Below are 21,567 nucleotides of genomic sequence, written 5' to 3'. Positions count from 1 at the left end.
AGAACGATATGAAACAAAAGGGGATCTTAAATTACGAAGTTGGAGAACAAGTAGAATGTTTTCTCCTAATAAAATCTTCTACTAAAGGCATTGCTAGTAATGGCAAGCCATTTTTAACATTAATTTTGCAAGACAAAACAGGTGATATTGAAGCAAAAGTTTGGGACGTTTCTCCGGAAGATGAAACAGTATACGTTGCCCAACACATCGTTCGTGTATTAGGAGAGATTCACCATTATCGCGGGCGTAATCAACTAAAACTTAAGAAATTAAGATCAAAAGAAGAACATGAACAAGTAACACTAGCAGACCTATTAGAAACTGCTCCACTAAAACAAGAAGAAATGATATCCAAAATTACAACGGCAATATTTGAAATGGAAAACCCTAACATACAACGTATTACGAGGCATTTATTAAATAAATATAAAGAGGAATTTTTACAATATCCAGCTGCAACAAAAAATCATCATGAATTCGTATCTGGACTTGCTTATCACGTAGTATGTATGTTGGATTTGGCAAAATCTATTGCAGACCTGTATCCATCGTTAGATAAGGATTTATTGTATGCTGGAGTAATTTTGCATGACTTAGGGAAAGTAACAGAGCTATCTGGACCTATTTCTACAATGTATACGGTTGAAGGAAATTTACTTGGTCATATTTCTATTATGGTTAGTGAAATTAAAAAAGCGGCGGAAGAGTTAAATATTGATGGCGAGGAAGTAATGGTACTTCAACATTTAGTTTTATCTCACCATGGAAAATTAGAGTGGGGAAGCCCTAAACAACCAATTATAAAAGAAGCGGAAATCTTACACTATATTGATAACATTGATGCAAAGATGAATATGTTAGACAGAGCTCTACAACGTGTAAAACCTGGTGAATATACGGAACGAATATTTGCTATGGATAATCGCTCCTTCTATAAACCAACTTTTCATAAATAAGTAGTCATAGGTTTGTCCACTTCTTCATATACATCCTATTAAATAGCTTGTCTAATGAAGAAAGGATGAAGCATGATGGGTTGGTTAATCTTTTTAATTATTATAGGAATATGCTTTAGCGGTTATATGACAGTTAAATCAGCACGAGAAGACAAAGAAAAAGAAGATGTACAAATTGAGCAAGAAGGCAGAGTATACATGGAACGCATGGAAGAAGAAAAAGAAAAACGTCAATACTCTCAACAAGTTGGTTCTTGAAAACATAACGAAAAGAGGCATCCATATTCAAATAGTGGATGGCCTCTTTTTTATTTCTATTGTCAGTACTCCGAAAGGTCAAAAGCCTCTTTTAGAGAAGGATCATTCACCTTCACATTCGCTTCGTCTAAATGCTTTTGTACAGCTTCGTTAATTAGCTCTTGGTTAATTTTCTCTTTTATGACCTCTTCACGAAGCTGATCCTTCATTTGTTCAAAAGGCTGCCGCTCCTCTATGTCCACTACCTTGATTATGTGATAACCATAAATAGTTTCAACAGGATCACTTATTTCTCCAACTTCTAAGCTAAAAGCAGTTTTCTCGAATTGTTCTAACATTTTCCCAGGACCAAACCAACCTAAATCTCCTCCTGCTTCAGCCGTGGCTGGATCTGTTGAATTTTCTTTTGCTAGCTGTGAAAAGTCAGCACCTTCTTCTAACTTCTCAATAAGTAATAGGGCTGTTTCTTCATCATCGACTAAAATATGGTTTGCCTTAATGGGTAATTGGATATTATCGTAATAAGCTAGTAACTCTTCGTCTGTTACTTCTACTAATTCCATAGCAGCTTTTTCTTGAAGCATGGCTGTTCGTAATGTCTTTTTAAATTGTTCTTCCGATTTAAAACCACTTCTCATTAAAGCAGCTTCAAACTGTGCTCCTAAGTCCTCTTTAAATTCATCAAAACGTTCAATTACTTCCTCGTCCGTAAGATTAAACTGATGAGTTAATACTTTCTCATATACCAACTCACGCAGTACCTCTTCACCGAAGCGGTTTTTTAATGATTTATAAAACTCTTCTTTTGTAATGTTTCCGAACGTAGTTTCTACGACGAACTCAGGTGTGTCTTCTTCCTTCGATTCATTATTACAGCCTACAAGTGCTATGTATGTAAATAAAATTATAAAGAGTAGCCTACTTTTATTCATAATCTTTCAACTCCTTTGTATGGAAATATTTTACCAATACTATAACATAACAAATGTGCACTTAGGAATTTATGGAAAGAGCACATTACAATTTTTAGAATATAGGCATTAGTCCACACGATAAATACACCAATACATATGTATATATGGAAGCATGAAAACAAATAAAATTACGTAATCAAGTTAACCCAGGGAATAAGTAAAACATTTATTTGTAGGGCTTATGCCTATGCTTTTTGAGGAACAGACGCATAAGATAGCGTAACAACTCAAAAGGAGGTGTTACTCAATGGGTGCTTCATATGCAGGTGGATTTGCGTTAATCGTAGTATTGTTCATCTTGTTAGTAATTGTAGGTGCAGCTTGGTTATACTAACCAGTTAATTCGTGTAGTAAAAGGAGGAAAACGGAATGTCACATTCACACGGCGGCGGCTTCGCGTTAATCGTTGTATTGTTCATACTTTTAGTTATCGTTGGTGCAGCTTGGTTGTACTAATCTAAATCAAAAAAAAGCGATGAAGGAAATCTCCTTCATCGCTTTTTTCTTTTGGCTCTGTTAAACACCGCTGTTGATTTCCGCGGGCGGGCCGGGAGCCTCCTCGTCGCTAGTGCTCAAGCGGGGGTCTCCCGTTTCCCGCTTTTCCCGCAGGAGTCTTCGATATGCGCGGAAATCAACCGCTAGATTGACAATGATTCAACAACAAACTTTAACATAGCCTTTCTTTTAAAGATTGTTACTATAAGTTCAATTACTTGATTTACTATGTATTCATTACAAATTAACTACAGGGTGGAGAACAAAATATCAACGTAAGAAGAAATTAATAAAATTAAAATCAAGACATTAATAGTTCGGAACACTTTGCCTTGGCGTTCTTCTGGAATTTCTTTTTGTTCACAAAGTGCGTTCGTTAATTTGTTTATGTAGAAGAGTATGAATACAGCCACTGGAATAAATAAAATAGCCATATAGCTCCCCTCCTTTAATCTTTTCTATTTATTATTCTAATCAATTTCATAAATACGTTTCATTTAGTGAAAAACGGAAACTTTATTTACCAATTAAGTTGCTTGTTCCTACTTTGGTTACTTCTGATTAGAATTTATTGGTAATTTTTCGTTTTTCAAAAAGTAAACATATTTTTGAAACTCACTCACTTAACAATACCAAAGTTTTGCCAAAAAAGATAGGAATACGCAAGATAAAATATATATTTAATTTTACCAATTTTAAAAAACAGCTGTGTTATTAAATGTTTTTTATTGTGGCCTAAATACAAAAGTCGCTCCCATAAAGTTTAAAATATTATGGAGAGCGACTTTTATTTCATTTCACTATTGTTTATTAAGATGTCATATCCATCTTCTAATTCTTCGATCTGACAAGATTTTGGAGCAGACTTAATGTATGATAAAAACAATAAATCAGGTACAGAAAGCCCAACATTTAGTGCAATAAGCATCGAAAAATAATGAAAGTATGCTGGGAATATAAAGATTGCCATCAATAATACGCTAGTTATGAGTAATAATGGCATGGTAAAAATAATGTACGATTCAAGCTTTGAAAAAGATTTTTTTGTTTTAATTTCACAAATTGGTACAAGAAAAGAAAAATGCCATTTTAATCGAAATTTTCTTTTGGTAAACATTAGTGGAACTGCATGACATATTTTATGCACACTGAACATACTCACGATACTTAAGCAAAGTACCCAAAAGTAGCTAGATGATATGTCTACACCTGAAAATAGTAAACTAAAAGAAGTAAATAGTAGAATAAAAGTTAACAAAGATATGATAATCGAAATTATCGTAATACGCTGTACACCATATTCTTGGTGTACATTAATACTTTTCCAACAGTTCATGTTGCCTCACCGCCGTTGCTATTATATCAACTGAGTCCGTATCATAGTGTATGAATACTATCTGAAAAAAGTCATTATTACTAGTCATTAATAAAATTTAAGATCAAAATCAAACATTTTATATTAAAAGACTAGCAAAATCTATTTTTCAATAAACGAAGCGTAAATATGAAATTTACCCAGAAGTAATTTATTATTGAAATTACTAAACTACTTTACGATTTTATCAACAAAAAATCAATAGCAAAATTTATATTTTTTTGTCAAAATATGATGGTGAGATATAATAAGAAAGAGGTAAGATAATAAACATAAGCGATTTACATATTAGGAGAGATAAAATGGACGATTTACGTAAAAAAGTAGAACGGATGGAGTATCATTTAGAATTGTTATTAAAAAATGTGAAAATAGAAGAATATCCATTTGATGTGCTCATTATGAGAGAGAAGTGGGATAAAGATTCTGTAGACAAGATTTTAGAAGTATGTGAATATATGAGCAAAGAAATAAAAAATCAAAAAGCGGAAGGTTTTGTCAGCTTTCCATCACTTATTACATTGTTAGAAAAAACAATTCCTACAAATGTTCCAACAATAAAAGTAATGGAGGCTATGATTCAACAAAACGTACATGCTCCGCTTATGAAAGAATTACTACATACTATTACGAAGAGGAAGTAACTTTGTTATCTTCTTTATCTTTGTTGCCTTCGTTTAACTTTTTAGCTAGTTTACCATCTACTTCTGTGAAGTCAGCTTCTACATTACTGAAAGATCGCTCAAAGATCTTCATAAAGTCATCCCCATATACATTCTTAATGACACTCATAATGTCTAAAAACTCTGGGAACTTTCCATATAAATCTTTTAATGGTAAGGCTCCGTTAAAGATGGAATTGGAACTAGGATCATAGCTTTCCATTAATTCTAATAGAATCTCTTCTCCCTTATCCGTCAATTCAATGTACGTATTTCTTTTGTCATTCTCTTTTTTAGAAAACTGTAAAAGTCCACGCTCTTCCAACTTCTTAGAGAAGTTAAAAGCAGTAGAAACGTGCATTACTCCAAATTTAGCAATCTCTGATATACTTGCGCCTTTTAAATGATAAGCAATCCATAAAATATGATGCTCATTAATATTAAGATCATAAGGCTTTATCCAGTTCTGCCAATCTTTTTCTACCGTTTTCCATAATGCTTTACTAAGTTGAGCGACACGCTGACTAAAAAGCATAGCTTCCTTTAATGAATACTCGCGTTCATTTGTACTCACTTTTGCTCACCTACTTTTTACTAATATACTTCCTTCTATTATGACAATAAAGTAATAATTAATAAAGGTCAAAATATACAAAAAATTAAAAATTATTTTGTTTGGAGTGATTTTTCTAGTTTTTCTATTTCATCTTGAATCTCAACGATGTTTTTTTCGATTTTTTCTTTGTTAGGTTCAATTTCATTTTGCCACGTATAGAGTGAGGTCTTTAAGTCTTCTGAAACATCGGTAACGACAGATTTACCTACAAGGATCGCTTTATTTACTTGATCTTTTACGTTTATGCCTTCTCCTTTAATTTCATGAAAAGATTGTTGTAAATGATCTTTCGTTCTTTTTACATTAGTGCGAGCTTGCTTTCCATTTTGTGGAGTGGATAACAAAGTGGAAACAGAAGCAATTACACCACCGATTAGTACACCATATAAAAATGACTTCGTATTCACATCTATCACCTCGTAAAAGTTATTGAAATATAGTTCATTAATATAAGATTATTATATAATTCAACAATAATCAAAAGAATCCCTCTTTTCAATAAAAACGTTTTCATAAATTTAAAGAGGACAAAGCTACACAACTTGTTCATATGCTCCTCATTTTTGCATAAATATTAGTAAAGGGGGAGAGTTCGTTGGCTGGCATTTCGTTTGGTTTGTTTGTCATTAGCTGCTTATTAATTTTTGGAGGAGTAAATTATTTCTTTGCTTCAAAGCGAACGGGTGTTTATCCACCTAGAAAAGCACTTCAAGAAAGAGCCTTCGTGCTAGGTGGGGCAGGAGGTATGTTTTTATTTTTAGCTTTAATCGTTTACTGGATAAATTAAAAGGAAGGCCACCCGATCAGGATGGCCTTCCTTGTTTTTATTTTTTATGCTGCAATCGTTATGTTTGAACGCTTTGCAACATTTAAGACGATAGGATATATCAGTACCATTAATGCAGTATTCACAGCCGTAGTTGGTAGAACAACAGTAAGGAATAGGATGGAGAAAGTTGCTCCTCCAGGTAAACCTACTAGAAGTAATGCAGTGCTTAAAAAGATCGTTCCAGAAATTATTGTTCCAACCGCAGTAAGTAAGCCTGCATTAAAAACAGTGCCGACTTTATATAAAATTTTATATTTCGCTAACAGTGCCGCACCTTTATTTAGACTTAATAGCAGTAAGAAAAAAGCAAAGCCTGTTAATGGTTTGTCAACTAAGTTTGGTATTTGTCCCCCAGGAAAACCAGTTGTAATAGCTGAAATAACTCCAGTTGCCACACTAATTAAAAATACATTTTCCTTCTTAGGAAACAACAAAATACCTAAAAACATCATCGCTAAAGCTAAATCTGGTTTCATACCTAATATTGGTGGCACAACTGCATGTAGTACCGCTCCAATACCTACAAATAAGGCTAAAAATACAAGAGTCTTCGTGTTCATTCCTCATCTCTCCTCAACTAAACTTATTTTATTGTGTCATGAAACTCCACTAGTACACTCATTGTCTAGTGCGAATCTCATATTGTTAGTATACTTGTTTTAATTATAGATTTAAAGTGTTAAAGTAATAATTATTTCGGAAAATTTCAATAATAAATTCATCAGGAAGGACAGATATTAAATGTTTCGAGAAAATAAACCGTACGACTTAAGTCCATATGATCATCCAGATATATATCCAGGACCTAGAATAAATAGCTCTTTTTTGTTCTTTCAAAAACAAGCACATAAAATAGAGGAGATGGATGGGGTACCATTTGAAAAATCATTCGTACATATCTCTAATCAGGACGTTTTTTCAAAACCTGTATCGTTACAAGAAGTATTAAAGGAAAGGTCGATAGAAGACAAGGTTCCTGTAATAGGATATGGCTCCAACGCCTGCCTTGCACAACTGCGATACAAATTTTCTTTACGTCCAAAAGAGGATGACTTTACAATTTGTATGCGTGCATCAATAGAAGATTCTGATATTGTATATGGTCCTTTCTTAGCTCCATACGGCGCGGTCCCTGCAGTGATTGCTCCAGTAAAAGGAGCTAAAACAGAAGTTTGGATTAATTTTATGGATAAAAAACAATTACAATTAATGAACTCTACCGAAAAAGGCTATGAACTGCGCGAACATGATGGAGGAAAAGTGAGATTAGTGAATGGGGAAGTTTTTGAAAAAGTGTACGCCTATTATGTTCCAAATGCATTGTCTTGGAAAGGACAATGGATTAGGTTTACAGACATACCTGGAGAATCCCCTTTAGAAAGTTTTTGGCAAGCGGATATTCTAGATGAAATAAAATTAGCTTTAGCAAAAGAGGCGACTCGTGAAGAGTTTATACATTTACTAAGATGGGACACAACATTTAAGAATAAGGTGATGAGCTATTTGGCAAGAATGTCAGATGAATTTGATCACCCTGACTTCCATTCATGTGAAGACGTATATTCGTTAGGGGAGATGAAAAGGGATTTTTAATAAAAGAAGCTGTATCGGATTAAAGGTCCGACAACAGCTTCTTTTTTATCAATTGATTCCGTTTGAAATTTGGTTCGCAATGTCTTTTAACATCTCTGGAGTATAGTCGCTCTGATTAGATTTCCAAACAGCACCGAATCCATCGCCCTTACCATAACGAGGGATTATATGTATATGATAATGGAACACAGATTGACCAGCATGTTCTCCGTTATTGTTTAATAAATTTAAGCCTATCGGATTAAATTGCTCTTTAATGGAGTTTGCAATCCTAGGTACGACTTCAAATAGGTTGCCTGCAATTTCTGGTGTTAGTTCATAAATGTTTTCTTTATGTACTTTCGGGATTACAAGTGTATGTCCTTTTGTTACTTGGCTAATATCTAAGAAAGCAACAACATGTTCATTTTCAAAAACCTTTGCAGCCGGTATGTCTCCATTTACAATTTTACAAAAAATACATTCATGCATAAACTTTCACCTCATCTCTATTTTGTAGTATTTTACCATATTTAATCGTAGGGTACTAAATTTGTGAGTGAAAGTTTAGGTTTGAATGTGGATATGTGTTTAGGGAGGTGGATTGAAACAGAAAAGCAGGAAATTGAAACACAAGTTGGGAAAATTGAAACAGAAGGAGCTAAGATTGAAACACAAACAGAGCGGTGTGAAATTTAGAATGAGGATTGAAACAGAAAAGTAGGAAATTGAAACACAAACTGAGAAAATTAAAACAGAAAGAACTAAGATTGAAACACAAACAGAGCGGTGTGAAATTCAGATTGAGGTTTGAAACAGAAAAGTAGTAAATTGAAACAGAAAGAACTAAGATTTAAACACAAAATAATAAACCACTCAGAAACAGAACCATTTCCGATAAATTAAAAGCAGAAGCAACATAAATGTTACTTCTGCCTAAAAGAAGAGGAGGTGGCTGAAACCTTAACATCTATATAAAGCCTCTCGGTCGAATAAGAGAAGCGAAGTACAAACATTTTTTACAAATAATTGTGTTTGATAAACACCTCATTCATTAAAAAATGTGCTAGTAGTTAGCGCCTTCGTTCAATCGAACCATCCCCTTGTTACTTTAGTTTTAAATAACTTTTAGTAACGAAGTTTCAGACTAAATTGTCCTTGATGAACACCTCATTTTCAAAATGAATCGTATACAGGCAATTAATTAGCATTAGCTTAACTGTCGCCCACAAACACCTCATTTAGGTCATCAAAAGTGTTCATTGATGATTGTTTTTTCGGTTATGGTGGTTAAGTCCCACAACACACGAGAGATAAATTTAGAAAGATACGAACCTGTCTGCGACAAGCACCTCATTCCAATTTTAGTTGAAGGCTCATTTCCGCCTCCTCTTCTTTCATTATGATGCGCAAATCGATTACAATTATACAAAAAACCATAAAAGGAAATATGTGTTAATAATAAAGAACTTCATTTGAATTATTGATGTTTATAAGAAGGAATTTCCTCTTTCTTGTAGTAGACTACATATAATACTTTATTTAGAAAAAGGAAGGACTGGATCATGACAAATTTATTAGAAATTAATCAGCTAACAGGTGGTTATACAAATCAAGCTGTTATTAAAAATATAAGTTTTTCCGTTAAGCCTGGAGAGTTGGTTGGGCTCATTGGATTAAATGGAGCAGGTAAAAGTACAACAATCAAACATATTATTGGCACGATGGAGCCGAAAAAAGGGTCCATTACGATTGATGGAACGGCTATTCACGAGGACACGACCAAATACCGATCACAATTTACTTTTATACCTGAAACACCCATACTCTACGATGAGCTCACATTATACGAGCATCTTGAGTTAACGGCAATGGCTTATGGATTGTCAAAAGAACAATTTGAAAAACGTCTTCAACCTCTGTTAAAGGAATTTCGTATGGAAAAGAGGTTAAAGTGGTTTCCTGCCCATTTTTCTAAAGGAATGAAGCAAAAAGTAATGATTCTTTCTGCTTTTTTAATTGAACCGAAACTCTACATTGTTGACGAACCTTTTGTTGGATTAGACCCACTGGCGATAAAATCATTGTTAGAACTTATGTCTAAAGCAAAAGAAAATGGGGCTGGAATTTTAATGTCCACACATATTTTAGCAACGGCGGAGAGGTATTGTAATTCATTTGTTATTTTACATAACGGAGAAGTGAGAGCGAAGGGGACGCTAATCGAGCTGCAAAAGCAATTTAACATGTCAAACGCAACATTAGATGATATTTATATTGAATTAACGAAGGAAGATTCCCATGTTTAACGTTGATCAGTTTTGGAAGACTCGCTTCGTTCAATACGTAGATGATAATCGCCGTTATTTACGTTATATGTTTAATGATCATTTAGTCATTGTCATGATTTTTCTATTAAGTGGACTTGCCTTAGCTTATCAAAATTGGTTGGAAGTAGTACCTCCAACTTTTCCGTACGAATGGTTAATGGGAATTGTTTTGGCTTTGTTATTGACGAGAGGAAGCATTCATACATTATTGAAGGAACCAGACTTAGTATTTTTACTGCCATTAGAAGAAAAGTTAAAACCTTACATTAAAAAGTCGTTTAACGCTTCAGTTGTATTAGAAAGTTATTTTCTTTTAATAATCTTTGGTATATCCGTACCGTTGTTTTTAAAAGTAACAGAAACTACGATGCAATCCGTACTTATCGTTTTCGTTTTATTAATATTACTTAAAATATGGAATTTATCGATGAAATGGCATTTAGATTTTTATACGAATAAGAAAAGTCATTATGTCGATCTTTTAGTACGTCTGGCTTTAAACTTTGCGTTCCTTTTCTTGTTGTTTTCAAAAGCGTATCTATATGCTGTTGCGATTGCAGTCATTATGATGGGATACTTCCTTTACTTCCGTCAATCTACTAAAAAAATGAATTGGAAGTGGGATAATTTAATTCAAAATGAAATAAGCAGGATGCAACTGTTTTATAGAGTAGCAAACTTGTTCGTCGATGTACCCGGTTTAAAAGACAAAGTGAAAAGAAGAAAATGGCTTGATTTCATGTTGGGCAATATTCGTTTTCAGAAAGAAAGTACTTTTACGTACCTATATGCGAGAACCTTTTTACGTTCAGGTGATTATTTCGGACTGTACGTGCGATTATTTGTCATTGGTGCAGTGTTATTAATAACATTACCAGAAGGCTATGCAACGTATTTTGTACCTCTGTTCGTCCTATACTTAACTGGTTTTCAGCTCGTACCTTTATGGAGACACCATTACAATAAACTTTGGTTAACGATTTATCCTATCGATCCCACTGTACAGAAAAAATCGTTTCTTAAGCTGTTACTAACGGTGTTGATTGTTCAAACGTTACTTTTAGCCATTATCGTTGCGGTAACATCTACAATCGTTAACATGTTAGTTGTCCTTGCAATAGGAGCAGCATTTTCTTATGTTTTTGTACATTTTTCAGCAAATAAAAGAATATCGACTATTATATAAAGTATTTAATGGCCTCTCTTTAGTAATTTAAAGTCGTGCCGGTTGTGTGGTCGCTTTCCGCGGGTGTCTAGGTTAAGCGGCTAGCCCCCTCGAGCCCAAGGGCTCTGTGGGGTCTCACATGTCTGCCCTCTCCCGCAGGAGTCGTCCACTCAACCGGCACTTTTATTTACTAAACTACACTTATAGTATTTCAAAAAAAATTGCTACAGCTCCAGTTATAAAATTCTAAGGGGTGAAACATGAAGGAGACAAAAGAATTTCACTTAAGTTTTTCCAACAAACGTGTTAGATATTGGTTTTACTTTAATACCCCTGCCATTATCATTTTTATCGTACTTACGTTCCAATTGCCAATGGACCAAAAATATATTAGCTCAATTCCACCTCTCGTAATAGGTTTCATTTCTTTCTTAGTAGATTCTTACTTAAAAAAGCAACAAGAAAATGAAACAAACTCTATCACGTAACGTAATATATAAAAGTAAGAATGGAACGGGAGGAAGAAAATGAACTACGAAGAAAGTGTAAAACATGAAATGGAAAAGTGGCGGCTAGAGATGGCTAGTAAGCCGAATCTATTCAAACGAATGTCCAAAGGAACACAAAATAAAGTGAATGCACTTATCCCTGAAAAAGTGCACAACTTCGTAACAGAAAGCATTAAAAAGATGGTCCAAGCAACATTAGTCGGAAGTTACATTACGACGAAGAAACAAGAGGATGTTTTTATGCTTTCCCTTCAAGAAAAAGAAAAAGTAGTTATGTCCAAATTAGATAAATATAAAAGAACAGCAGCAGTAGAAGGAGCGGGAACTGGTGCCGGAGGAATATTATTAGGACTAGTAGATTTTCCATTATTACTAACCATCAAGATGAAGTTTTTATTTGAAGTTTGTGCTTCTTACGGATTTAATCCAAGAAAATATGAAGAAAGAGTTTTTATTTTATATATATTTCAATTAGCTTTCTCTAGTGAAAAACATAGAAAAGACACATTAGAAATTATAAAGAACTGGGAATTAGAAAAAGGAACTCTTGCAAATGAAGATATGGATTGGAGAGGTTTCCAGCAAGAATACCGAGATTACATTGATTTAGTAAAAATGCTTCAAATGATACCCGGACTCGGCGCGATAGTCGGAGCTTATGCAAATTACAATTTGCTTGATCATTTAGGAAAGACCGCTATGAATTGTTATCGAATTAGAATTTTCCAGGTGAACAAATGGAAAGAAGGGGAAAGCAGTGTTTGAACATTTTGAAGTAACCATTACACCTTTAAATAGAACAAGAAAGATTAGAGTCTTTTTACCAAAAGATTACAATGAAGCACTAGAAAAGCGCTACCCTGTACTATACATGCATGACGGGCAAAATTTGTATAAAGACGAAGATGCAGGATATGGAATGGCGTGGGGGATTTCTGATTATTTATTGAAATCCGGAATACCTTTAATTGTGGTGGGAATTGATTGTAATGTGGAAGGAAATAAAAGATTAGATGAATATGGACCATGGCCAAACGAAGATATGAAAAAAGTGTTTGATACGACCGATGAAGTCGGAGGAGAAGGAAAAGACTATATTGCCTTTATTGTGAATGAATTAAAACCATTAATTGATACAAAATACCGCACCAACCGTGAAGATACATCAATGGCTGGGAGTTCAATGGGCGGCTTAATTTCTACCTATGCAGCGTGTGTGTATCCACATGTGTTCAGAAAAATAGCATCTCTTTCTTCTGCTTACTGGTTTAATCAGAAGGAAATAGAGTCATTATTAATGAAAAGTGACTTATCTCCAATTGAAAAGTTTTATTTAGATATCGGAACAAAAGAATCGACTGGAACAGCAGATAATGAGAAATATATTGAATCGAGCAAAAATGTGTTTAATCTGTTAAATGGAAAAGTTAAATCGTGTCAGTTTAAAATTGCAGAAGGTGCAATACATAACGAATTAGCCTGGAAAGAAAGAGTGCCTGAAATTTTCACTTATTTATTTAAGGAGCATACAGATTAATGGACATTTTCTTATTTTTTATTATTCACTTATTCATTGGACTTTTTCTAGTCTTTTTTTACGGTAAATTACCGAAAGCAATTACAACATTTAGTGTTGTCTTTTTCGTAATGAGCTTACTATATTTCGGTGTTACCTTATTATCCTTTTATACTAGTGTATAAAAAAGTCTGTAGCCTTATACCGTTTTAGCGGAAAATGACTACAGACTTTTTTCTTATCCTTTATACTGAAGCGTTGCTGCACCGAGCGTTTTAGCTGCAACTAATAAAGATTGCTCATTAATATCGAACTTTGGATGATGATGTGGATACGCTTTTTCTACACCATCTGGTTTTGCACCAGTAAAAAAGAAAGTACCTTTCACATGGCGTAAGTAATAAGCAAAATCTTCCCCACCCATATGTGGCGGTGTTTCCTCAATAGAAGTAATCTCTTTAATATCTGTAGCAACGGAACATAAGAATTCTGTTTCTTCTTGATGGTTCACTACTGCAGGATAACCACGATGGAATTTATAATCATATGTGGAGCCGTTAAGTGCACAAGTAGCACCAACTACATTACCGATTTCGATTTCAATTTGATCTCTAATTTCATCATTAAACGTTCTAACTGTTCCTTCTAAATAGGCTGTATCAGCAATAATATTAAACGCATTTTCTGCTTTGAACGTACCAACAGAAATAACAGCTGGTTCAATAGGAGTTAAACGTCTACTTACTATTTGTTGTAAGTTAACAACAACCTGTGAAGCAGTTAAAATAGCGTCTTTCGTTGTATGTGGTTGGGCACCATGTCCGCCTGCTCCTTGAATATGTATTTCAAAACGATCGGCTGCTGCCATTACAGGGCCAGATCGATATTGTAAACCACCTAATGGGACACTTGCCCATAAATGCGTTCCAAAAATAACGTCAACACCTTCTAAGCAACCATCTTGAATCATTGCAACAGCTCCACCTGGTGCAAATTCTTCCGCATGTTGATGAATACAAACGACAGTTCCTTCAAGCTCATCTTTTAAAAGGTGTAGACATTTTGCTAAAACAAGTAAAGTTGCAGTATGACCATCATGGCCACATGCATGCATAACGCCTGGTACTTTTGACTTATACTCTACTTCTTTTTCATCCTGTATTGGTAGAGCATCGAAATCAGCTCGAAGTGCTACGGTCTTCCCAGGTTTAGAACCGTGAACTTTCGCTACAACTCCATTGCCGCCAACATTACGCATTACTTCGATACCGAGTTTCTCGTAAAATTCAGCAATGTAGTTAGCAGTATGAAACTCTTTAAAGGAAAGCTCTGGAAACTGGTGTAAATATCGGCGAATTTCTATCATTTCCTCATAATGTTCTTCTAATAATGAAAAAAGCTTTGTTGTTAACATGTACAAACCCCTTTCGATAAATATTTCGATAATGGAAATAAAATAGATTAATATTATAATATATGAATCTATGAGAAAATAATAGTCTGATTTTTATAAAAATAATGTATGATAGAAGTATTAGAGAAAAAAAAGTACAAGTAGGAGGGATTTCATTGCCAAATAGTAAAGTTCAAACAGAAAATGTAACTAGTACATACTGGTCTTATCGATTATTCATTATTTTATTTTCTGTAATATTTTTTAGTTGGTCATTTTATCAAGTAGTAACAGAAAAAATGTTTTTCTTTGACGATTTTGTTAGAAATGGGGCAACAACTTATACTCCAGAAATTATTGTTCAATTCTTTTATTATTTCACCATTTTAGGATCTAAAGAAGGTGTTATACCCATTCTTTTATTATCGGCGATTCTTATCATTTGGAAAAAGAAAGATTATATTGCAGCATCTGTTTTAATAATTGGAGTTATTTTAGTAAATGAACTTAATAAATGGTTAAAAGACCTTACTGGAAGAGAAAGGCCAATGATTGGCCCTGGTGCAGAAAGCTTAAGTTTTCCGAGTGGTCATGCGATGGTGGGTTTGTTCTTTTATGGATTATTGGCTTATTTTCTAATCATTTATACGAAGGATAAGTGGAATAAATCAGTAATATTAATTGGGGCTACACTATTTATCTTCTTACTAGGAATAAGTCGGATTTTCTTAGACTATCATTACGCTTCTGATATATTAGCTGGATACGCAGCGGGATATGTTTGTTTAGTAATATTTGTTTCTCTTTATGAATGGTTAATAAATAGGAAAGCTAAAAACGCAACACCTTAATTTGGTGTTGTTGTTTTTATTATAGGCTCTGTTAAAGCTTAGTGTTGATAAATAAATACTATTTTTCCTGTTGATTTCCGTGCAAGGCTGAGACTCCTGCGGGAGAAGCGGGGAACGGGAGACCTTACAGGCGCTTGCGCCGAGGAGGCTCCCGGCCCGCCCGCGGAAAGCGAAGCCTTGCACGGAAATCAACAGCGAACTTTAACACAGCATATTATAAGGAGTATTTTGATCATTTCCGTCTGAAGACTGATACATAAACTTACTTAAGGTTGTTTTGACTTAGTGTGTTTCATAGTAAACTAAGAAAAAATACAAAAAATCGTAGGGATTGGTTAGAGGTGAACTATGAAATCATTTAATCAAAAATTAATAGCGATATTACTAATGTTTTTCGGAGTTATGTTATTACTTGTAAATTTAGGTGTCATTTCCTTGGAAATAAAACAGTTTTTTGTCAATTTTTATCCCGTTTTAATTTTGCTGTTAGGAATAAAGTTCTTAATAGACGTACTAGTTAAGAAGAGTGATAACTACTTTTTCGGTGTGTTTTTACTACTATTTGGTGGCTTACTTTGTTTAGACCGATTAGCTCTAATTGATTTTAAGTTTATGATGATTTGGAAATTGTGGCCTTTTCTAATCATATATATCGGTATAAACCTGTTATTAAAAAGAAGGCCATTCAAAGTTACTATTGTGAAAGATGATTATACAAATGAGACAAAAATAGTAAAAGAATTAAAGTCTGAAGAAAAAGGTAAAAAAACGAATAAAGAAAAGCAAGTTTTTGCAGTTGGTGAAGTAAAGATGAATAAACAAAATTGGTCGGTTGAGCCGATGAAACTTTGGAATATAATTGGCGATTATTATTTTGATTTCTCCAAAGCGTACATTCCTGATAAAGAAACAACGATTCAAATTAAAGGAATGGTAGCAGACATAAAGATGCTAATTCCAGAAGATCTTCCGATAAAAATAGATGCAACGTTGAAAACAGGAGCGCTGTCCATGTTTGGTGAAAGTGCAACTGGAATGAATAGTAGAATGTTTTATGAATCACCAAACTACCCTGAAGCTACAAGGAAAGTAAATATTGTTCTAGAATTAAAAGTAGGGGATGTTCGAATTGACCGAGTATAAGCAAAAAAAAGGACTGTTTCGCCGGATTCAAAGTGTGCGTTTTTGGTTAATTCGTTCCCACTTAACTGTTACATTTATTGCATCACTTCTAGTGTTTATTTCTTTACAAGCATTATTGTTGTTCTATCCAGAAGGATTACAACTAACAGTAGGTCTCACTGTCCTTATTACATTAAAAATATTCATTTTAGGGTTCTTAACTAGTATATATGTAGGTTATAAAGATAGTTATTATGTGAAAAAAAGACTTGAGGATATATCTACATTTATTGCAACATTAAGTAGAGGGAAATTTTCAGAAACAATACAAGTTAGAGAGCAAGATGAACTAGGAAGATTAACAGAAGATATAAACCAACTAGCACAAAAAATCCAAAATCAAGTTCATTCATTACAAAAATTAGCAGAAGAGAAAAACCTTCTTGCTAAAAAAGCTCATTCAGCAGCAACTATGGAAGAGAGACAGCGTTTAGCAAGAGATTTACATGATTCCGTCAGCCAACAATTATTTGCCTTAAGTATAATGTCTAGTGCAGTTATTCGTATTTTTGACTCGAAACCAGAGATTGCCAAGCGACAAATTCAAGACATTGCTTCCATAGCAGCCAAAGCACAGGCGGAAATGAGGGCGCTATTACTTCATTTACGACCTGTCTCTTTGACGAATGAAACATTATGTAGGGCAATTGAACAATTAATTGAAGAGTTAGAAAGAAAAACACCAATTACTTTTCACCGAAATATTGAGACGTTAAATACCTTATCCAATGCAACTGAAGATCATTTGTTTAGAATTATTCAAGAAGCACTAGCTAACATTTTGAGACATGCCGATGCATCAGAAGTGGATATAGAAATTCATGAAAAAAATGACTATGTATATATTTTCATTAGTGACAATGGTATCGGCTTTGAATTAAATCAACAAAAACTGGCTTCATATGGTTTGCAGACGATGAGAGAACGTTGTGAAGAAATTGGTGGTACATTTGAAATTAAAAGCAAGCAAGGCGAAGGAACTCATATAGAAATACATATTCCAGTACGAAAGAGGGGGAGAAACAATGAGTAGTAATATTAGAGTAGCTGTTGTGGACGATCATGATATGGTCAGAAAAGGTTTATTAGCTTATTTAGTGACTGAACCTCATATTGAAATTGTTGGTGAAGGGGCAAGTGGTAATGAAGCAATAGAGATTGCACGAAAAACAAAGCCAGATGTCATGTTGATGGACTTACTTATGGAAAATGGCACAGGTATTGATGCTACACGAGAAATAGTGAAATTTCATCCAACTTGTAAAATTATTATTATTACAAGTTTTTATGATGATGAGAAAGTATTCCCAGCCATTGAAGCTGGAGCATTTAGTTACTTATTAAAAACTGCGCAAGCGGAAGATATTATAAAAGCAATACATAAAGCAATAAATGATGAACCAGTAATTGAACCGAAAGTGGCAAGTAAAATGATGAATAGATTTAGGACACCTTTGAAGCAACTGCATGATGATTTAACAGAACGAGAATTGGAAGTGTTAATGTGTCTAGGAGATGGATTATCAAATCAAGAAATTAGTGACACATTGTTTATTGGTGTAAAAACAGTTAAAACGCATGTGAGTAATATATTAAGCAAGCTTGGTGTAGCAGACCGCACACAGGCGGCTATTTATGCAAACCGTCACGGAATCTTACGCAAGAATTAAAGAAAGATGCCATTATCCCTTTTTGAGGATGTAATGGCATCTTTTTTGAATACTATCATTCGCTTTCTGTTACACCACGGTAGGTTGTAACGTAAGAAGGACGTGGGAAAATTTGTTGCTGTTTATCAACGCCTTCTTCCGTACCACGTTTTTTATGTGCATTTTCATATGCTTTTGATTCTTGCCATCTTTTGAAAGAAGCTTCTTCTTCCCAGAGTGTTAAGATTACGTATGTATCAGATTCATCTGTTGGACGTAACACTCGAATAGCTACAAATCCAGGTTCTTCTTCAATTAATCTAGCACGCTGGCTGAATCGGTATTCAAAAACAGGACGGCCTTCTTGTGTTACTGGAATATTATTTAACACAGCAAAATGTCCATTTTGGAAATTGCCTACTCCGTCTAGCACCTCGAATTTTTTACCAGCTGAAAAGCTAGATTTTTCAGTTGTCTCGTGCATTAAAACAGCATTTTCTTCTCCAGCCATCAGCAAAAGTTCGCCATTGTCAATTTGTGACTTTAATGTTTGTAAAAAATCTTCTGTACCGAACGTCATATAGAAATTCAACTTTTATCACTCCTTATGTTTATTATATGCATTCACGTCGCAAAATAAAAATATTCTAATTTTGTCGAAACTACTTTAATATATAATACGTATTACCTAATAAGTACAAATTTAAACACTCTTTGATTGAAGATTAGAGTTAGAAACGTTGAAGTTCATTACAGGTACAATGGCTTTCCGCAGGAGTCTCGCACCTGTAGTGAACTTCAACTAATATTTGTTTTTAAAGCATTGCTTAGAAAGGAAGATACTATAAAAATTTGAGTTATTTGAGTCCGTGTCATAATGTATTAATACTTTATTAAATACAACTTTAAAGACGAATAAATAACTCCGCATATTAGTAAAACATTCTTTTTTCACTAAACGAATCGTAATTATGATATAGATTCATTTATATGATTAAAAATGATACGAAGAAAAAGGGGTGAACGTTATGGAGAGGTCAACTGCTAAAAGGAATAAGACAAAAAAATGGAACTTACCAGAATGGTTTTCACCTTTTAAAAAATATAGATGGTTATTACTTATTCCAGCTTCTGCTTTTACTTTATTAGCCATTAGTTTAATAGGCTACTTACTTATAATCTATGCTGGAAATTATGTAATAGATGAGAGAAAGTTAGTGATGGACTCAGCCTCTTCTCTAGTAGATGAAGAGGGAGAGTTAATTACAAAAATATTTACAGAAAACAGGAATATCGTATCGATCGATCAAATACCCCAACACGTACAACAAGCATTTGTGGCAGTAGAAGATAACCGATTTTACACACATCGCGGAATAGATGGTAGGGCAATTTTACGTGCGCTTTATCGTGACATTGTTGCTAGAAGTAAGGTTGAAGGTGGAAGTACGATTACGCAACAGCTAGCTAAAAATATTTTTCTAACCAACGAAAAGTCTTGGTTAAGAAAAACGAAAGAAGCCGTCATAGCGATCAATTTAGAAAGAAGATACACGAAAAATCAAATTCTAGAAATGTATTTAAATCAAATATATTTTGGTCATGGAGCATATGGAATTGACTCAGCAGCCAATCTTTACTTTGGAGTAAGTGTAGAAGAGTTAGCTGTAGAGCAAGGTGCCCTTTTAGCAGCACTACCAAAAGCGCCAAATAGCTTTTCTCCTATTAATAATATAAATGCAGCTAAAAACAGGCGAGACCTAGTTATTACGCTCATGCACCAACAAGGGTACGTTTCCGCAGAAGAGGCTGTAAAACTACAAAGAAAAACAATCGCTTTGTCAGTAAAAGAAGATAACGACTTAAAACCATATTTAACGTATATTGATATGGTAATAGACGAAGCCCAAAGTCGTTACGGTTTTTCTCATGAAGAATTATTAAAAGGTGGATATACTATTACAGTTCCGATGGCACGTGAAGTTCAACGAATTGCATACGAACGTTTTCAAGATGATAAATATTTTCCAGGCACAACTGAAAATGTTGAAGGTGCTTTTGTATTAATGGAGCCAGACGCTGGTGGTGTCCTTGCAGTAATTGGTGGAAGAAATTACGTAGCAAGAGGATTAAATAGGGTAAATGTAAAAAGACAACCTGGATCGACTTTTAAACCACTTGCAGTTTTTGCCCCTGCTATGGAAGAGGGTTTATTCGAACCTTACTCATTATTAAAGGACGAGCTATTAACGTACTCTAATGATTATACGCCTAGAAACTTCAACAATGAATATCAAGACACTGTTTCTATGTATGATGCGATTAAAGATTCCTTAAATGCTCCAGCCGTTTGGACATTAAACGAGATTGGCATTGATAAAGGCAAAGATTACTTAAATAAAATGGGTATCCGTTTACCTGATAATGGGCTTGCCATCGCATTAGGTGGATTAGAAGAGGGGATTACGCCACTAGATTTAACAAAAGCATACCGAAGCTTTAGTAATGATGGAAAAGTCATCCAACCATATTTTATAAGAAAAATAACAGACCAAACCGGTAACGTTGTTGCCCAATCAAGCAAAGTGGAGAAAGCAGTGTTTAGCAAACAAACAGCATGGTATATGACAAGAATGTTAGAAGGTGTCGTTACGTCAGGAACAGGACGAGCTGGCGAAATAAGAGGAGAGTTAGCAGGGAAAACAGGGACAACTAACTTCCCACTAGTTCCACGAGCAAACCGTGATACATGGTTTGTAGGATTTAATGAAAATGTAATAGGTACTGTTTGGATGGGCTATGACCGGACAACAGAAAATGAATATTTAGTCGGTGGAGGAAGCTACCCAACAGAACTTCTTAAAGACATTTTAAGAGAGGCAGAGTTAGATAATGTTGCATTTTCTATTCCCTCAGGTGTTAAAGAATTAGAAAGTCCTATTCAATTGCCAGAAATTCAATCATTACATGCTTCTATTTCTTTTCATCCACTACGATTATTTTATGTCAATCTTAAGTGGGAACATGAAGGAGATGAACGAATAGTGTACAGAGTTTACTCTGTAAAAGATAATGAGGAAACGTTTCTTGGCGAGGTAGAAGGCGCAGATACTTATACTGTAAATAGTATTAATATTTTTAATCCACCTAAGTTTTATGTAGTCCCATACAATACACAAACAAAACAAGAGGGAACACATTCCCCTGTTGTGTTACCTACAATGCGTTAATGTCA

At 34.2% G+C, this 21,567-nt stretch carries 28 protein-coding genes; 19 read left to right on the top strand and 9 right to left on the bottom strand.

The annotated features are described in order from the left end of the window. The first annotated feature begins 8 nt into the window (after nucleotides 1-8). Together yhaM and CDZ92_RS10830 are read left to right on the top strand one after the other, a co-directional pair. Nucleotides 9-956: a 3'-5' exoribonuclease YhaM gene (gene yhaM, locus CDZ92_RS10835; RefSeq protein WP_096155254.1), complete on the top strand. Its 948-nt coding sequence runs from the start codon at nucleotides 9-11 to the stop codon at nucleotides 954-956. Between the two features lie 72 nt (nucleotides 957-1,028). Continuing rightward, nucleotides 1,029-1,214 (top strand): sporulation YhaL family protein, encoded by a 186-nt coding sequence (locus CDZ92_RS10830; RefSeq protein ID WP_227521520.1) that lies wholly within the window; start codon nucleotides 1,029-1,031, stop codon nucleotides 1,212-1,214. A 62-nt stretch (nucleotides 1,215-1,276) separates the two neighbouring features. Here the strand turns inward: CDZ92_RS10830 and CDZ92_RS10825 are convergent, their stop codons facing one another. Next, nucleotides 1,277-2,146, bottom strand: coding sequence for a peptidylprolyl isomerase (locus tag CDZ92_RS10825; RefSeq protein ID WP_096155252.1), 870 nt, complete (start codon nucleotides 2,144-2,146; stop codon nucleotides 1,277-1,279). Between the two features lie 289 nt (nucleotides 2,147-2,435). On the opposite strand from CDZ92_RS10825, the gene CDZ92_RS10820 reads away from it, so the two are divergent. Further along, on the top strand, nucleotides 2,436-2,522 hold the full coding sequence (locus CDZ92_RS10820; protein WP_096155251.1) for a YjcZ family sporulation protein: 87 nt from the start codon (nucleotides 2,436-2,438) through the stop codon (nucleotides 2,520-2,522). 35 nt (nucleotides 2,523-2,557) lie between these two features. Continuing rightward, nucleotides 2,558-2,644 (top strand): YjcZ family sporulation protein, encoded by an 87-nt coding sequence (locus CDZ92_RS10815; protein ID WP_096155250.1) that lies wholly within the window; start codon nucleotides 2,558-2,560, stop codon nucleotides 2,642-2,644. Nucleotides 2,645-2,931: 287 nt separating this feature from the next. Here CDZ92_RS10815 and CDZ92_RS10810 read toward each other — a convergent pair whose 3' ends face one another. Beyond that, a complete protein-coding gene (locus CDZ92_RS10810) occupies nucleotides 2,932-3,117 on the bottom strand; it encodes a hypothetical protein (protein WP_096155249.1) in 186 nt (61 codons plus the stop codon). A gap of 353 nt (nucleotides 3,118-3,470) precedes the next feature. Beyond that, nucleotides 3,471-4,019, bottom strand: coding sequence for a DUF3267 domain-containing protein (locus CDZ92_RS10805; RefSeq protein WP_096155248.1), 549 nt, complete (start codon nucleotides 4,017-4,019; stop codon nucleotides 3,471-3,473). 341 nt (nucleotides 4,020-4,360) lie between these two features. Between CDZ92_RS10805 and CDZ92_RS10800 the strand changes: the two genes are divergently transcribed. Continuing rightward, nucleotides 4,361-4,702, top strand: a complete 342-nt coding sequence (locus CDZ92_RS10800) for a DUF1878 family protein (RefSeq protein WP_096155247.1) — start codon at nucleotides 4,361-4,363, stop codon at nucleotides 4,700-4,702. On the opposite strand, the gene CDZ92_RS10795 is transcribed toward CDZ92_RS10800, so the two are convergent. Next, nucleotides 4,686-5,294 carry an HTH-type transcriptional regulator Hpr gene (locus tag CDZ92_RS10795; RefSeq protein ID WP_096155246.1) on the bottom strand — a complete coding sequence of 203 codons (609 nt, stop codon included), beginning with the start codon at nucleotides 5,292-5,294 and terminating at the stop codon, nucleotides 4,686-4,688. The two genes, CDZ92_RS10800 and CDZ92_RS10795, sit on opposite strands and share 17 nt — an antisense overlap. A 92-nt stretch (nucleotides 5,295-5,386) precedes the next feature. After that, a complete protein-coding gene (locus CDZ92_RS10790; RefSeq protein ID WP_096155245.1) occupies nucleotides 5,387-5,743 on the bottom strand; it encodes a YtxH domain-containing protein in 357 nt (118 codons plus the stop codon). A 188-nt stretch (nucleotides 5,744-5,931) separates the two neighbouring features. Here CDZ92_RS10790 and CDZ92_RS10785 point away from each other — a divergent pair, with 188 nt between their 5' ends. Continuing rightward, the gene (locus CDZ92_RS10785; protein ID WP_096155244.1) at nucleotides 5,932-6,123 is read left to right on the top strand and encodes a hypothetical protein; all 192 of its coding nucleotides are present in this window, start codon (nucleotides 5,932-5,934) and stop codon (nucleotides 6,121-6,123) included. A 44-nt stretch (nucleotides 6,124-6,167) separates the two neighbouring features. On the opposite strand, the gene CDZ92_RS10780 is transcribed toward CDZ92_RS10785, so the two are convergent. Beyond that, the gene (locus tag CDZ92_RS10780; protein ID WP_096155243.1) at nucleotides 6,168-6,725 is read right to left on the bottom strand and encodes a tryptophan transporter; all 558 of its coding nucleotides are present in this window, start codon (nucleotides 6,723-6,725) and stop codon (nucleotides 6,168-6,170) included. Between the two features lie 181 nt (nucleotides 6,726-6,906). Here CDZ92_RS10780 and CDZ92_RS10775 point away from each other — a divergent pair, with 181 nt between their 5' ends. Beyond that, nucleotides 6,907-7,758, top strand: coding sequence for a hypothetical protein (locus tag CDZ92_RS10775; protein ID WP_096155242.1), 852 nt, complete (start codon nucleotides 6,907-6,909; stop codon nucleotides 7,756-7,758). 48 nt (nucleotides 7,759-7,806) lie between these two features. Here the strand turns inward: CDZ92_RS10775 and CDZ92_RS10770 are convergent, their stop codons facing one another. Continuing rightward, nucleotides 7,807-8,229: an HIT family protein gene (locus tag CDZ92_RS10770; protein ID WP_096155241.1), complete on the bottom strand. Its 423-nt coding sequence runs from the start codon at nucleotides 8,227-8,229 to the stop codon at nucleotides 7,807-7,809. A 63-nt stretch (nucleotides 8,230-8,292) separates the two neighbouring features. Here CDZ92_RS10770 and CDZ92_RS20000 point away from each other — a divergent pair, with 63 nt between their 5' ends. From CDZ92_RS20000 to CDZ92_RS19995, 7 genes are all read left to right on the top strand, one after another. After that, nucleotides 8,293-8,436, top strand: a complete 144-nt coding sequence (locus CDZ92_RS20000) for a hypothetical protein (RefSeq protein ID WP_157842754.1) — start codon at nucleotides 8,293-8,295, stop codon at nucleotides 8,434-8,436. Nucleotides 8,437-9,302: 866 nt separating this feature from the next. Beyond that, nucleotides 9,303-10,046: an ABC transporter ATP-binding protein gene (locus CDZ92_RS10765; protein ID WP_096155240.1), complete on the top strand. Its 744-nt coding sequence runs from the start codon at nucleotides 9,303-9,305 to the stop codon at nucleotides 10,044-10,046. Continuing rightward, entirely contained in the window at nucleotides 10,039-11,253 is a 1,215-nt protein-coding gene (locus CDZ92_RS10760; RefSeq protein WP_096155239.1) for an ABC transporter permease, read from the top strand. Before CDZ92_RS10765 ends, CDZ92_RS10760 begins: the two co-directional genes overlap by 8 nt. Nucleotides 11,254-11,492: 239 nt before the next feature. Then, a complete protein-coding gene (locus CDZ92_RS10755) occupies nucleotides 11,493-11,720 on the top strand; it encodes a hypothetical protein (RefSeq protein ID WP_096155238.1) in 228 nt (75 codons plus the stop codon). Between the two features lie 39 nt (nucleotides 11,721-11,759). Beyond that, nucleotides 11,760-12,506, top strand: coding sequence for an EcsC family protein (locus CDZ92_RS10750; RefSeq protein ID WP_096155237.1), 747 nt, complete (start codon nucleotides 11,760-11,762; stop codon nucleotides 12,504-12,506). Beyond that, nucleotides 12,499-13,278: an alpha/beta hydrolase gene (locus CDZ92_RS10745; protein ID WP_096155236.1), complete on the top strand. Its 780-nt coding sequence runs from the start codon at nucleotides 12,499-12,501 to the stop codon at nucleotides 13,276-13,278. The genes CDZ92_RS10750 and CDZ92_RS10745 overlap by 8 nt, the downstream gene beginning before the upstream one ends. Then, nucleotides 13,278-13,442, top strand: coding sequence for a hypothetical protein (locus tag CDZ92_RS19995; RefSeq protein WP_157842753.1), 165 nt, complete (start codon nucleotides 13,278-13,280; stop codon nucleotides 13,440-13,442). The genes CDZ92_RS10745 and CDZ92_RS19995 overlap by 1 nt, the downstream gene beginning before the upstream one ends. Before the next feature lie 53 nt (nucleotides 13,443-13,495). Here CDZ92_RS19995 and CDZ92_RS10740 read toward each other — a convergent pair whose 3' ends face one another. After that, entirely contained in the window at nucleotides 13,496-14,671 is a 1,176-nt protein-coding gene (locus CDZ92_RS10740) for an amidohydrolase (protein ID WP_096155235.1), read from the bottom strand. Nucleotides 14,672-14,826: 155 nt separating this feature from the next. Between CDZ92_RS10740 and CDZ92_RS10735 the strand changes: the two genes are divergently transcribed. From CDZ92_RS10735 to CDZ92_RS10720, 4 genes are all read left to right on the top strand, one after another. Next, nucleotides 14,827-15,501: a phosphatase PAP2 family protein gene (locus tag CDZ92_RS10735; protein WP_157842752.1), complete on the top strand. Its 675-nt coding sequence runs from the start codon at nucleotides 14,827-14,829 to the stop codon at nucleotides 15,499-15,501. A gap of 348 nt (nucleotides 15,502-15,849) precedes the next feature. Next, the gene (gene liaF / locus CDZ92_RS10730) at nucleotides 15,850-16,644 is read left to right on the top strand and encodes a cell wall-active antibiotics response protein LiaF (protein WP_096155233.1); all 795 of its coding nucleotides are present in this window, start codon (nucleotides 15,850-15,852) and stop codon (nucleotides 16,642-16,644) included. Beyond that, entirely contained in the window at nucleotides 16,631-17,716 is a 1,086-nt protein-coding gene (locus tag CDZ92_RS10725; RefSeq protein ID WP_227521519.1) for a sensor histidine kinase, read from the top strand. The genes liaF and CDZ92_RS10725 overlap by 14 nt, the downstream gene beginning before the upstream one ends. Continuing rightward, entirely contained in the window at nucleotides 17,709-18,353 is a 645-nt protein-coding gene (locus tag CDZ92_RS10720; RefSeq protein WP_096155231.1) for a response regulator transcription factor, read from the top strand. Before CDZ92_RS10725 ends, CDZ92_RS10720 begins: the two co-directional genes overlap by 8 nt. 55 nt (nucleotides 18,354-18,408) lie before the next feature. On the opposite strand, the gene CDZ92_RS10715 is transcribed toward CDZ92_RS10720, so the two are convergent. After that, the gene (locus CDZ92_RS10715) at nucleotides 18,409-18,924 is read right to left on the bottom strand and encodes an antibiotic biosynthesis monooxygenase family protein (protein ID WP_096155230.1); all 516 of its coding nucleotides are present in this window, start codon (nucleotides 18,922-18,924) and stop codon (nucleotides 18,409-18,411) included. A gap of 436 nt (nucleotides 18,925-19,360) precedes the next feature. Between CDZ92_RS10715 and CDZ92_RS10710 the strand changes: the two genes are divergently transcribed. After that, nucleotides 19,361-21,562 carry a transglycosylase domain-containing protein gene (locus CDZ92_RS10710; protein WP_096155229.1) on the top strand — a complete coding sequence of 734 codons (2,202 nt, stop codon included), beginning with the start codon at nucleotides 19,361-19,363 and terminating at the stop codon, nucleotides 21,560-21,562. The last annotated feature ends 5 nt before the right edge of the window (nucleotides 21,563-21,567 follow it).

Origin of the sequence: Bacillus sp. FJAT-45066 (genome assembly GCF_002335755.1) — a bacterium.
In the GTDB taxonomy this organism is placed as follows: Bacteria; Bacillota; Bacilli; order Bacillales; family Bacillaceae_I; genus Bacillus_CD; species Bacillus_CD alkalisoli.
This window is presented reverse-complemented; position numbering and strand designations above follow the sequence as displayed.

Bases quoted from the DNA above. Each gene is read 5' to 3' on its own strand.
- yhaM (WP_096155254.1), top strand. From the start codon at position 9: ATGAAACAAAAGGGGATCTTAAATTACGAAGTTGGAGAACAAGTAGAA.
- CDZ92_RS10830 (WP_227521520.1), top strand. From the start codon at position 1,029: ATGATGGGTTGGTTAATCTTTTTAATTATTATAGGAATATGCTTTAGC.
- CDZ92_RS10825 (WP_096155252.1), bottom strand. From the start codon at position 2,146: ATGAATAAAAGTAGGCTACTCTTTATAATTTTATTTACATACATAGCA.
- CDZ92_RS10820 (WP_096155251.1), top strand. From the start codon at position 2,436: ATGGGTGCTTCATATGCAGGTGGATTTGCGTTAATCGTAGTATTGTTC.
- CDZ92_RS10815 (WP_096155250.1), top strand. From the start codon at position 2,558: ATGTCACATTCACACGGCGGCGGCTTCGCGTTAATCGTTGTATTGTTC.
- CDZ92_RS10810 (WP_096155249.1), bottom strand. From the start codon at position 3,117: ATGGCTATTTTATTTATTCCAGTGGCTGTATTCATACTCTTCTACATA.
- CDZ92_RS10805 (WP_096155248.1), bottom strand. From the start codon at position 4,019: ATGAACTGTTGGAAAAGTATTAATGTACACCAAGAATATGGTGTACAG.
- CDZ92_RS10800 (WP_096155247.1), top strand. From the start codon at position 4,361: ATGGACGATTTACGTAAAAAAGTAGAACGGATGGAGTATCATTTAGAA.
- CDZ92_RS10780 (WP_096155243.1), bottom strand. From the start codon at position 6,725: ATGAACACGAAGACTCTTGTATTTTTAGCCTTATTTGTAGGTATTGGA.
- CDZ92_RS10775 (WP_096155242.1), top strand. From the start codon at position 6,907: ATGTTTCGAGAAAATAAACCGTACGACTTAAGTCCATATGATCATCCA.
- CDZ92_RS10770 (WP_096155241.1), bottom strand. From the start codon at position 8,229: ATGCATGAATGTATTTTTTGTAAAATTGTAAATGGAGACATACCGGCT.
- CDZ92_RS10765 (WP_096155240.1), top strand. From the start codon at position 9,303: ATGACAAATTTATTAGAAATTAATCAGCTAACAGGTGGTTATACAAAT.
- CDZ92_RS10760 (WP_096155239.1), top strand. From the start codon at position 10,039: ATGTTTAACGTTGATCAGTTTTGGAAGACTCGCTTCGTTCAATACGTA.
- CDZ92_RS10755 (WP_096155238.1), top strand. From the start codon at position 11,493: ATGAAGGAGACAAAAGAATTTCACTTAAGTTTTTCCAACAAACGTGTT.
- CDZ92_RS10750 (WP_096155237.1), top strand. From the start codon at position 11,760: ATGAACTACGAAGAAAGTGTAAAACATGAAATGGAAAAGTGGCGGCTA.
- CDZ92_RS19995 (WP_157842753.1), top strand. From the start codon at position 13,278: ATGGACATTTTCTTATTTTTTATTATTCACTTATTCATTGGACTTTTT.
- CDZ92_RS10740 (WP_096155235.1), bottom strand. From the start codon at position 14,671: ATGTTAACAACAAAGCTTTTTTCATTATTAGAAGAACATTATGAGGAA.
- liaF (WP_096155233.1), top strand. From the start codon at position 15,850: ATGAAATCATTTAATCAAAAATTAATAGCGATATTACTAATGTTTTTC.
- CDZ92_RS10720 (WP_096155231.1), top strand. From the start codon at position 17,709: ATGAGTAGTAATATTAGAGTAGCTGTTGTGGACGATCATGATATGGTC.
- CDZ92_RS10710 (WP_096155229.1), top strand. From the start codon at position 19,361: ATGGAGAGGTCAACTGCTAAAAGGAATAAGACAAAAAAATGGAACTTA.